Below are 12708 nucleotides of genomic sequence, written 5' to 3' on the forward strand. Positions count from 1 at the left end.
TTATTGAAGATTTCTAAATATAGCAGAAATTCCTTGACCTCCGCCTATACACATAGTAATCAAACCAAGTTTAGCATTTCTTCTTTTCATTTCATGCATCATTTTAACTGTTAATATACATCCAGTAGCTCCTACAGGGTGTCCATGTGATATAGCTCCACCATTAACATTTACTATGCTCTCATCCAATCCAAGATCTCTTATAACAGCTAAACTTTGAGATGCAAATGCTTCGTTTAATTCTACTAAATCCAAGTCTTTTACATCCATATTAAGTTTTTTTAATAATTTTTTAGTAGATAAAGCAGGTCCGAAACCCATTAATTCTGCTTCATTACCAGCAACAGCATATCCTACGAATTCCATTAAAGGTTTTGCACCTAATTCTTTAGCTTTTTCTTCTGTTGTCATAACTACAGCAGCAGCGCCATCATTAATACCTGAAGAGTTTCCTGCTGTTACAGAACCACCTGTTTTGAAAGCAGGTTTTAATTTAGCAAGTTTTTCTAAAGTAAGACCTCTTTTAGGATGTTCATCTGTATCTATAATAACAGTTTCTTTTTTGTTAACTACTTCTACTGGTATGATTTCTTCTTTGAACTTTCCTTCATCCTGCGCTTTTATCATTTTTTCTTGGCTTGATAATGCAAATTTATCCTGATCTTCTCTGCTTATATTATATTTATCAGCAACATTTTCTGCTGTCATACCATTATGATAAGGTCCTAAAGGCCAAGTTAATATATCCAATAAACCATCCTCTAATTGCTGATGTCCCATTCTGTATCCATTTCTTACATTAGTTACATAATAAGGAAGTCTGGACATATTTTCTGTACCGCATGCAACTACAACTTCAGAATTTCCTGTTAGAATTTCTAAAGAACCGTCTACTATAGCCTGTAAACCGCTTCCGCATTGCCTATTAACGCTGTATGCAGTTGTTTCTTTTTCTAATCCTGCTTTAAACATAGCAGCTCTTGCTATAAATCCGCTGTCAGCTATTTGACCTACATTACCAACTATAACTTCATCTACTTTTTCTTTTGCTATTTTAGCTCTATTAACAGCTTCTTTAATTACTATTCCGCCTAAATCTATTTGATTTATAGAGCTAAGTCCTCCCATAAATTCACCTATAGCAGTTCTTACACCGCTGATTAATACTATTTTTTTACTCATATAAAACTCCTTTATAATATCATTCCGCCGCTAACTTCTATTATCTGTCCGTTTATATAAGAAGCTTCATCGGAGGATAAAAATGCAACCATATTGCCTACATCTTCAGGTGTTCCAGCTCTTCCTGCAGGTATTTTGCTAATCATTATATCCCATACTTTTTCAGGAACAGAACGTGTCATGTCTGTTTCTATAAATCCAGGGCATATAGCATTGCAAGTTATTCCTTTTTTTGCTAATTCTCTAGCTGCAGTTTTTGTAACTCCAATAACACCAGCTTTTGATGCAGCATAGTTAGACTGACCAATATTACCTAGCCAGCTCATAGAAGAAATATTAATGATTCTGCCGTATTCTTTTTCTCTCATTATTTTAGCAGCTTCTCTTGTCATGTAGAAAGTTCCTGTTAAATTAACAGCTATTACATTATCCCATTGTTCATCAGTCATTTTATGAAGCATGCTGTCTTTATTAATTCCGGCATTATTAACAACTATATCAACTTTACCATATTCTTTAATTGTAGTTTGGAATATATTGTTTACATCTTCTAGCTTAGCAATATTACCTATAAGGCATAATGCTTCTCCGCCCTCTTTTTTTATTTCTTCTACGCATTCTTTGGCATTGTCAAGAATAACATCTGTAACTACAACTTTAGCTCCTTTTTCAGCAAGCTTTTTAGCAATTCCTTTACCTAATCCTCTTCCGGCACCTGTTACTATTGCAACTTTTCCGTCTAAAATTTTACTCATATATTTTTCTCCTTGATTATTTTTTCATTTTATCTTTTAAATTGAATTTACCCTTATTAAATAAATCCAAATCCATAGTTTTTAAATCTTTAGAAATAATAGGTTTGAAATCCATTTGATCTAATATATCTTTTTGTAAATCCATACCAGGGGCAATTTCTATAAGAACAACACCTTCTTTTACAACTTCAAATACAGCTCTCTCAGTTACAAAAACAACTTTCTGACCTTTTGCTCTTGCAATCTCGCCGTTAAAAGATATTTGACCTACATTGGCAACCATCTTTCTGATTTTTCCTTCTTTGACTATTGTTAATTTATTATTTTCAAATGAGTATTCACATTCAGAAGCAGTAAAAGTAGCACAGAATACAACTTTTTTAGCATTCTGTGTTATATCTATAAATCCGCCTGCACCTGTGCATCTGTCTCCCATTTTAGTAGAATTAACATTTCCATATTGGTCTAATTCCCCAGCCCCCATAAATGTAACATCCACTCCAGCACCATTATAATAATCCATTTGTTCATGGTGAGTTATCATAGCATATAAGTTTTTACCTATACCAAAATCTATTCCGCTTGCCTGAACTCCTCCGTATATTCCTGATTCAACTGTGATCATAATATCATCAGAAACACCTTCTTCATTACATATTTTTCCTACAACATCATTTGGTATTCCTGTTCCTAAATTTATTATATTGCCTTCAGCTATTTCCATACATGCTCTGCGTCCTATGAATTTTCTAACACTGAATTCTAAAGGCTCTATATTGCTTTGAGGGCTTCTTAATTGTCCTGAATATGAAGGGTCAAAATACCAAGATGAAGTTTGTCTATGATCTTCAAAAGGATTATCACAAACAACAACATAGTCTATGAACACACCAGGTACAGTAACACTTTTTGGATTTAATGTTCCTGTAGCAGCTACATTTTTAACTTGTGCTATAACTTTTCCTCCAAATCTTTTAGTAGCAAGTACAGCAGGCAATACTTCCAATTTCATTGCTTCTTCATCAGTAGTCAAATTACCCATTTCATCGCATACTGTTCCTCTTATTAAACAGTAATCTATAGGTATTGATTTATATAATATATATTCCTGATTATCTATCATTATGATTTCTGATGTATTTTCATCCAATTTTTTAGTTCTATCATTCATTTTTCCGCCTTCTATTCTAGGATCAACGAATGTTTTTAAACCTACTTTTGAAATTTTTCCTGGAAGTCCACAAGCCATACTTCTATAAAGCTGAGCTATTTGTCCTTGTGGCATACAAAAAGCCTCTACTTTATTATTTGCAATCATTTCCATCCATCTAGGTTGTAATCCCCAGTGAGAACCTATAATTCTTGTAACAAAACCCTCATGGGCAAAATGTTGTATACCATCTTTTCTGTCACTTTGTCCGCAAGAATGCAGTAAAGTAAGATTACTAGGATGTTTAGTTTCTAAAAATCTTTTTTCTAAAGCTTTAAGTACAGATTCAGAAGCACTTACTAATGTCATACCTACTGGACACACTGTTTTATTATCTTCAAATAATTCCGCGGCCTCTTGTGCTGTTATAAAATTGTTTTTTAGCATATCACTTTCCTTTTTATTCTGTTTTTTTATTATTAAAAAAATTTTTTATTGCATTTTTATCTATTTTTCCATTTATTGTTTTTGGCAAATCATTTACAAATTCAATCTCAACAGGAATTTTGTATTTTGCTAGATTATTTGCTAGTATATTGTGTAAATCTTCATAACTATAAGAATAACCGTCATTTAATTTCACCATAGCAACAGGAACTTCTCCATATTTTTCATCAATTTTAGCTACTACTGCAGTTTCTAATATTCCTTCTATTTTGTATATTTCATTTTCAACATCAAAACTGCATATCTTTTCACCGCCTCTATTAATCATATCTTTTTTTCTATCAACTACATACAAGTATCCGTCTTCATTCAAATATCCTATATCTCCAGTTTTAAGCCATCCATCTATTATATTGTTTGATTCTAAATTATAATAATTCTCCAATACAACAGATCCGCTTACGTATATTTCTCCCTTCTCTCCATATCCGCATTCTTTTCCTTCTTCGTCCATTATTTTTACATTGAATCCAGGTATAGGAATTCCAGATGATCCTATATATTTACTGTCAGCAGCTCCTATTGGAAAAATTGTTCCTGGAGATGATGTTTCTGTTAATCCATAAACTGTATGAAAATCTGCATGAGGAAGCCATTTTTTTATTGTTAAAATGTTTTTTGGTGCCATGTTGCTGCTTCCACATGCAAAACTTTTTAAACTTGGAAGATTAGGAAAATCATCTTTTATTTCTATCAAAAGAGAAAATACTGTAGGAGAGGCATGAATAAATGTTATATTGTTTTTTAATACACATTCTAATACCTCTTTAGCATTAAATGTCTTTTTCAAAAATAAAAGACCTCCTGCATATATAAATAATCCAAATAAAGCTATTATTCCTGTTATATGATAAATAGGAGTTGCTATGATTGAAATATCTTTATCATCAATATTTAAAATTCTTTTGTATGATATTATTGCATGTACTAGATTATAGTTTTTTAATAATACGGCTTTGCTTTTTGATGTTGTGCCTGATGTGAACATAATTATAGCATTTTCTTCTAATTTTCTTTCTTTATTATCAGCTATATTATTGAAATTCAAATTTGAAGAGTATATACTGCTGAAACCATAATTATTTGCTTCATTATCGCATTTTATTGTTTTTAGATTTTTTTCATTTCTAAAATAATCTATATATTTATTTCCGGCAACTACACATGCTATATCCAATTTACTGTATAATGATATTATTTCTGATTCTTTATATTTTGATGGAAATATAACGGCAATTGCAGATAATTTTGATATAGACATAAGTGTAATACAAAATTCTATAGAATTAGATATTAATATGCCTACTTTATCTCCTTTTTTTATTCCTATTTCTTTTTCTAAATAATATGCGAATTCATCTGTTAATTTTAATAAATTGCTATATGAATATTCTTTTTCATTGCTGTCTATAATAGCTAATTTATCTTTGAAAGATTTGGCACTTTCCAATAGAATATCATACATGCTGTTTGCTTCATCTTTGTATGTGTATATGTTTTTATCAGCAATTTTTATATATTCCATTCCTTTTTTGATATCATCATTCCAAAAAGATTTACCGCATATCATAGTAGAGCCTCGAATATATTATTAAATCGATTAGAATTCTAATTGATTTGTATATAATATAGTCAAAAAAAATATTCTTGTCAATAAAAATTAAAATTTTAAAAATTATTTTGACAATTTAATTATTTATTAGTATAATGAATTCATAATAATTTTGAGGAATTTTTATATATGGACAATAATAGTTTAAAGCTTGTGGTTGTTTTATCAAAAGCTCATAATGCATATATAAAAAAGGTTAAGGCAAATATAAAATCTTTAGGTTTTTCTGGAAGTGAATTTGGGGCTTTGGAATATTTATACAATAAAAAAAGTGTTGTGAGTGTACAAGAATTATCTGAGAAAATATTGCTTACAACAGCAACCACAGCATATACTATAGAGAAACTTATAAAAAGAGGATATATCTCCAAAAAAGAAGGTTCATTTGATAAGAGGTTTGTAGAGATTTCTTTAACTAAGTCTGGTAAAAAAATTATGCAAGAACTTTTTCCAATACATTCAAGCTTTTTAGAAAAATTAAATCCTTTGACAGAGAAAGAAAGTGAAGAGCTTATAGTTTTATTAAAGAAATTAGGTAAATCAAACAAATAAATTTTTATTAGTTTAAATATATTTTTTTATTAAATTTATTAGTATATAATATAGTTCTATATCATATTGCTCATAATAGTTTAGCATTGAATGTAGTATACTATCTGAAATGCATGAAAATAGATCTTCTATATTACATATCATTTTTTTTATGTTTTCTTCATTTAATTTTATTTCATTATCATCATAAAAATTTGGTGTTATATTTTTTACAATTGTTATCTTATTGTCATTTACAAAATTTTCTTTTAGAACATTTTCTATTATATTTTGATATGATATAAAATTATCTATATTGAAATTATCAAAACCTATATAGTTCTTTTTTTCTGTATTGGAGGAATATAAATTATATAAATCAGAATTTTCTATATTTTGAAATAAAAAATTTATAAAATGTTCTATGTCTTCCTTTTTTATTTTATTAAATGGAATATTATTGATAGATGATGATTTATAATAGATATTATAGTTATTATTAAGCATTGTTTCTTCTATAGCTTCATTATTAAATATTATGTCATTTTGTGATTCTGCTGTATCATTTGGAATCTTTTTATTTTTCTTTTCCTGTTTTAATAATTTTTTATATATATTCATATATTCATAATATTTATCTTTTTGTCCAATACTCATATACAGTTGTGCTATTGATTTATAGGGTTCTGCTTCATTATATTTTAAGTCTATAGATCTATTCAAATTAAATAAAGCTTTTTTATGATTTCCTATCTTGAAATATGAGTTGCCTAGCCATAATCTATTTAAATAATTATCTTTATCATTATTTAATTTTATTGATTTTTCTAAATATTTTATAGCTTCATCATATTCACTGTCTATATAATTAATATATCCAATCCAGTAAAATGCTAAGTAGTTATTATCATTATTATTTTTTTCATTTATATCTATAGATTCCAACAGATGATGTACGGCATTTTTATAGCTTTCTAATCTAGCATAACAAATTCCAAGGTATAAATGATTTAAATATTCATTGCTTTGAACTTCTGTAAGTCTTATAAAACATTCAGATGCTTTTTCTATATCTTTATATTCTATGGCAATATTTCTAGCTTTTTCAAAACATTCTTTTGATAATGAATCATCTTCTATAACTTGATATAATTCTCCTATAGTAAACCAAGTATCAAATTCATCATCTTTTAATCTTATAGATTCATTTAAATGATTTAATGCCTTATCGTATATTTGAAGCAGAAAATATGTTGATCCTGCATAGTATCTTATAAGATAATCATCATCTTTTAATGATATAGATTTCTCCAAATGCATAATAGCGGTATCATAATTTTTTAGTTTTATGTGACAGTATCCAAGATATCCGTACACTAGATAATCTTCTGAACCTAATGACATAGATAAATATATTAAAGCATTATTATAATCGTTTTTCTTGGCATAACTAATACCTAGCCATAATGTATAATATTTGTTTGATGAATCTAAATTATAAGCATCTACAAAACATTCCAAAGCCTCTTTATATGAATGAAATACATCATAGCATCTTCCCATATAGTATTTATATATAGCTTTGTTTCTAGGATTTTTTTCTAAATATAGTACCTTTGTAAAATTCATCATTGCAATATCATATTTTTGCAATTTATAGCTGCAGTATCCCGCTTTGAATATGGCCTCTATATTATTAGAATCGATATTATCTAATACATTATTGCATAAGGTAAATGCATCATCATAATTTTTATCATTTATATATTCATCTATTTCTTGAAGATATCTGTTTATATTTTTCATAATCCACTTATTATAAATGATTATTAAGAAATTTAAACCTATAAAATTTTATCGTTTTTTATAATATACAATTTTTTATTGAAATTACAACCATATTGTATGTTTTATAAATAGATTAAAATAATTTTTACAAAATGTTATATTTTAAGCATAGTAAAAAATAATGAATAATCTAACATTTTTGAAGTATTTATGTACTAGTAAAAGAAATTTATTATTTTTAGCCATAGACTAACTTAAAAGTAATAACTATATAAAAAAATTAAAAAGGATAATTAAATGGACAATATAAATTTTGATATACAAAGCACTAAAGATAATTACTTCAAAAGTTCAGAAGAAGCATATATAAAACCTCCAAAGAAAATACCTTTCTTTTTAAAACTTCCTATGTGGATAGCAAAAAAGAAAGTGAAAAAAGATTTACAGCTTCCAAAGATTTTGGCTTGGAATCCTAAAACTGCAATAAGTTCAGGTGTAATGGAGGCACTCATAATTCATGATGATAAAGAAGTACATAAAAGGCTATTGAAACTCATAAGGATACAAATTTCAATAGATGTTGCATGTCCGTTTTGTATAGATATGAATAGTTTTGAATATGATAAAGACAGTGTAACAGAAGAAGAAATAAAATATTTACAAAATAAGGATATAGATTTCTGCCCGACTATGTCAAATAAGGAAAAGATTGCTTTAAAATATATTTCAGCCATAACAAAAACGCCTGTAATAATATCCGAAGAATTAATCACAGAAGTAAAAAAAGAGTATTCAGAGCGTGCAATATTAATATTAGCTTCTACTGCGGCACAGGTTAATTATTGGGCAAGGCTTATAAGGTCTTTGGGAGTTCCTACTGCAGGGTTTACAAATATATGTAAAATTAATAAATAAAGCATAAAAATATTGACTGCAAATTAGAAATTTACTATACTTAACATATTATATCAAAGGTTTTTATATATGAGTAATGTAGAGCAAATTTATATATTAGGAAATGAAAAAAATAAGTATTATTTAAAAAATTATTCCTTTTATATTCCAAACTATCAAAGAGGATATAAATGGAGTAAAAAGAACATAGAAGATTTACTTAATGATATTAATTCTATAGGTAAAGATAATAAAAAAGATTATTGTCTGCATAATTTAACTATCATAGAAATTAATAAAGAACATTCTTTGTATAATTTAACAGTTGAAAACGAAGATAAAAATGAAAATAAATATGAAGTAGTTGACGGACAGCAAAGACTTACAACAATATACCTGCTTTTGAAATATTTAGGTTCCGAAGAAATATATAATTTAGATTATCAAATAAGAGAAGAAACAAAACATTTCATTAATAATAAGCTAGAAACAATTATTAATGATATATCTAATTATGATAGTTGTATAGCTATTTTTAATAGTGTAAAAGATACGGAAATAGATATAAAAAAAGAAGATGATGCAATTGAAAAAAGCTCATATAATAAACAGGATATTTACTTTATTTGCGATGCCTTATTTTGTATGCATCAATGGTTTACAGATAATACAGATAATGAAATATATGATAATCTTCAAAATGTATATTTCTATAAGCATGAATTAACAGGTATTAAAGGTGAAACTGTATTTGCCAACTTAAACAGCGGAAGAGTGCCTCTCACAGATATAGAATTAATAAAAGCTGATTTGATAATAAATATAAGTGAAGAAAAAAATAAATCATTAAAAAATGACATACTTTTAAATGAAATAAGAAGCAATATAGGAAGATTATGGGACGAAATGGAAAGTTTTTTAGCTCAAGATGAAGTATGGTATTGGATAGCTGCAAATAATAAAATTGCAAATAAATTATCTTTATTATTTGATTTAATAAATATAAAAACTTTTAGCGACTATAAAAAATGTATTAAAGAAAATAATAAAACAAGTAATGATATACTAAATAAAATAAAAGATTATTATTACACTATAAAAGATTGGTATTATGATAATGACATGTATCATTTGGTTGGTATTGCTGTAAATATAGGCTTATCAATTAATAGATTATTTGAAATAATAGTAGACAGCAAAGATAAATTAAAAAATAAAAAGGAATTGAAAAATGAAATCATTCAGTCAATTATCGAAGAATTAAAAATATATGATACTGATTCTATTAAAATAAAAGAAACTCAATACGAAAAATTAAGTTACCAAAATAATAGTAAAGATATAGAAAAAATAATGCTTTTATTAAATTGTTTGGAAGGTTATAATTTTAATAATAAAACATTCAATAAAGGATTCAGATACAGATTCGATTTGCATAATAAAGAACAGTGGTCTATAGAGCATATATTCCCTCAAAATGCTACAAAAGAAAATTATAAATCATATATTTTAGATTTAATATGTTTGTTTGAAGAAAATAAAGAAGAAAATAAAGAAGAATTAAAAAATATTTGTGGTATATTAGGTATTGTCAATAATAATAATGAAAATATAGAGGAACTAAAAAATTTAATTATAGAAAAACTTAAAAAAACTATTGATGAAAAAAAAGAGAATGATGATGAAAAAGAATACATTGATATTAATAAAATTAATGAAATTAATAAAATTAGTAATAATATAGTATTTGATATACAAAAAATAGGCAATTTAGCTTTACTTTCAAAAAATATAAACTCATCTTTGCAAAATTATATTTTTGAAGAAAAGAGAACTATATTGCTAAAAAAAATATCTGAAGAAAATATTTTTGTTCCGCCTTTAACTTTAAAAATATTCTCTAAAAATTTTGACGGATCAGAGAGAACAAAAGCATATTGGACTCCTAATGATTTTGAGGCATATCTTGAATATCAAAAAAATAAATTAGAACAATTATTAGATTTATAAAAATAAGTAAGGACAAAAAATGAAATTAAGCGAATTATTAAAAAATGAATTAATAATACCAGAAATACAAAGAGATTATGTTTGGGGCAATAATGAAATAGTATTGAGAAGGTTTTTAAAAAATATATTTAATAATATTATTAATGAAAGAAAATAAAAAAGTATTAGATATAGGATTTTTTTACGCATATAAAGTTTATCAAAATGAAAAAATATATGCTCTTATAGACGGACAGCAGAGAATAACTACATTAGTATTACTTTATTGGTATTTAGGTATAGGTAAAGATTATATAAAAAAGTTTAAATTCAAAGTAAGAGAAAACTGCAATAATTTTTTAGAAAAACTACTTGAAGAAAATATATCAAATATAGAAGCAATAAATGGAGGAAGCATATCTGAAAAAATAAAAAACTGTATATGGTACTTAAGTATATGGGATAATGACCCTACAGTAAAATCAATGCTTAAAGCTCTTGATATTATAGAGAATGAATTTAATAAAATTACAGAAAATAAAGAATATATAAAAAATAATATAGAAAATAAGATTATTTTTACATGTATTACTAATGATGACAGAGGACTTGAAAAAGAATATATATTATTAAATGACAGAGGAGTAGTACTTGAGGAATCAGAAAAATTGAAAGCTATATTAGTTGAAAATATGAAAAATGAAAATGAAAAATATAAATATCTTAAAAAATGGGAAAAGGATTGGCAGGATATTTTATGGGAATGTAAAGGAGATAATGTTTATAATACAGATAATATTTGGAATGCTGTTTTATACTGGGCTAGAGATATTTTTGTAATAGAAAACAATATTTACAAAGAAAAGGATAATAATATAAATAAAAAAAATGATGATAATAAGAAAATAAATTTTGATTTTGATTTAATGAATATCAAAGGAAAGAATGATAAAGGAGAGAATTATAAAGATATATTATTAAAAATATTTGATTGGATTATTCCAGCATTAAAAATAATTAATAAAAATGAAAATAAGGATTTATTTCAAAAAAAATGTCAATTTGATTATGAAAATAAAGTCATTGATATAGATACAATAATTGCAGGAGGTGAGAAAGAAAGTTATAAATTGGGTAATGGACAAAGAGCTTTATTTTACGGATTATTATATTTAGTAAAAAGTAAATATAATATAGAAAATGTTGAAAGTATTAATAGTATTGAAGATAAATACTTAAAAATAAATGAAAATGATGAAATTTTAGAAAAAACAAGAGTATTTAGAAATTTAATACAAAATTCTGATATTAATTCTAATAATTTACAAAATGTATTAGAATCATTAAAAGTATTGTCTAACTTTGGCAAAACAATATCTGATTTTCCTAACGAATTATTAAACAACAATAAAGAAATTACTTATATAAATAATGAACAAAGATACGAAGAAGCTTTGAAACTAGAGATTTTCAAACTAGAGATTTTCAAACAATATCCTAAACATAAAGATACTATATTGAAAATTGAAAATGACGTTTTATTTAAAGGAAGAATTAAAAATATATTTTTGCTAGCATATTCAGAAAATTCAGAAAATAATAAAAAGTTTATTAATAATTACAACCTTCAAACAAAATTTTTTAAAGAAATATTTTTTGATAAAAAAGAGGATAAATTAAAATTAAAAGGAAATATAATTTGTGAAACAAAATTAAACTTATTTGATAATTTACTAAAACAGTATAGAGAAATATATGATATAAAAAATCAAATATGGGGTGAACTTTTATTAGATGAAAATATATATATTTATGATGAACATATGCATATGGTAAAACTTGAAGTACAAGAAGATTGCGGATTTTTATATTTGGTATATCTATATCATATATATTATATAAATAATAAAAGTAATGAAACACTTACTATAGATAATTTCTTGCATGATAATAGAAAAAATAATTTAGATGCTATGATTGGAGAATTAAAAGACATAAATAAAATAAAAGATATTGAATCTCCAATAAAACAATTATATATAATATATTTATTATATGATATGAAGAAAGAATGTCTTTTTCAAAGATACACTAAACATTTTGGTGTACTAGAAGGTAGCGAAGGGTATTACGCTATTCCAGAAGATAAAAAAGGAGAAAAAGATAAGTCTCCATTTAATAACAAATTTCTTTTCCAAACTTATAATATATGTTGGAATGTTAGAGGGGCACAGCCTTATATTAAATTTTACGATGAATTTATAAATGATGAATATTTATTAGAATTAATAAATATATAA

The 12708-nt window shown here is 25.7% G+C and carries 10 protein-coding genes; 5 read left to right on the forward strand and 5 right to left on the reverse strand.

All coding sequences use genetic code 11. The features are described 5' to 3' along the window. The 4 genes from T324_RS0111155 to T324_RS0111170 are packed head-to-tail and all read right to left on the reverse strand — an operon-like array spanning position 1 to position 5164. On the reverse strand, positions 1-1182 hold the full coding sequence (locus T324_RS0111155; RefSeq protein WP_028330331.1) for a thiolase family protein: 1182 nt from the start codon (positions 1180-1182) through the stop codon (positions 1-3). 11 nt (positions 1183-1193) lie between these two features. Next, positions 1194-1937 carry a 3-oxoacyl-ACP reductase FabG gene (gene fabG / locus T324_RS0111160; protein WP_028330332.1) on the reverse strand — a complete coding sequence of 248 codons (744 nt, stop codon included), beginning with the start codon at positions 1935-1937 and terminating at the stop codon, positions 1194-1196. A 16-nt stretch (positions 1938-1953) separates the two neighbouring features. Further along, a complete protein-coding gene (locus T324_RS0111165) occupies positions 1954-3534 on the reverse strand; it encodes an acyl CoA:acetate/3-ketoacid CoA transferase (RefSeq protein ID WP_028330333.1) in 1581 nt (526 codons plus the stop codon). Positions 3535-3547: 13 nt separating this feature from the next. Further along, positions 3548-5164, reverse strand: a complete 1617-nt coding sequence (locus tag T324_RS0111170) for a class I adenylate-forming enzyme family protein (protein WP_028330334.1) — start codon at positions 5162-5164, stop codon at positions 3548-3550. A gap of 171 nt (positions 5165-5335) precedes the next feature. Between T324_RS0111170 and T324_RS0111175 the strand changes: the two genes are divergently transcribed. After that, positions 5336-5758, forward strand: a complete 423-nt coding sequence (locus T324_RS0111175; protein WP_028330335.1) for a MarR family winged helix-turn-helix transcriptional regulator — start codon at positions 5336-5338, stop codon at positions 5756-5758. A 12-nt stretch (positions 5759-5770) separates the two neighbouring features. Here the strand turns inward: T324_RS0111175 and T324_RS0111180 are convergent, their stop codons facing one another. Then, entirely contained in the window at positions 5771-7543 is a 1773-nt protein-coding gene (locus T324_RS0111180) for a tetratricopeptide repeat protein (RefSeq protein WP_028330336.1), read from the reverse strand. A gap of 279 nt (positions 7544-7822) precedes the next feature. On the opposite strand from T324_RS0111180, the gene T324_RS0111185 reads away from it, so the two are divergent. From T324_RS0111185 to T324_RS0111200, 4 genes are all read left to right on the forward strand, one after another. Beyond that, positions 7823-8440 carry a carboxymuconolactone decarboxylase family protein gene (locus T324_RS0111185; protein WP_028330337.1) on the forward strand — a complete coding sequence of 206 codons (618 nt, stop codon included), beginning with the start codon at positions 7823-7825 and terminating at the stop codon, positions 8438-8440. 69 nt (positions 8441-8509) lie between these two features. Further along, the gene (locus T324_RS0111190) at positions 8510-10429 is read left to right on the forward strand and encodes a DUF262 domain-containing protein (protein ID WP_028330338.1); all 1920 of its coding nucleotides are present in this window, start codon (positions 8510-8512) and stop codon (positions 10427-10429) included. A gap of 19 nt (positions 10430-10448) precedes the next feature. Then, complete coding sequence (locus T324_RS18070; protein WP_156920167.1) at positions 10449-10586, forward strand: hypothetical protein; 138 nt, start codon at positions 10449-10451, stop codon at positions 10584-10586. Continuing rightward, positions 10573-12708 carry a DUF262 domain-containing protein gene (locus tag T324_RS0111200; protein ID WP_028330339.1) on the forward strand — a complete coding sequence of 712 codons (2136 nt, stop codon included), beginning with the start codon at positions 10573-10575 and terminating at the stop codon, positions 12706-12708. Before T324_RS18070 ends, T324_RS0111200 begins: the two co-directional genes overlap by 14 nt.

The organism is Brachyspira alvinipulli ATCC 51933 (assembly GCF_000518245.1).
GTDB classification, from domain to species: Bacteria; Spirochaetota; Brachyspiria; order Brachyspirales; family Brachyspiraceae; genus Brachyspira; species Brachyspira alvinipulli.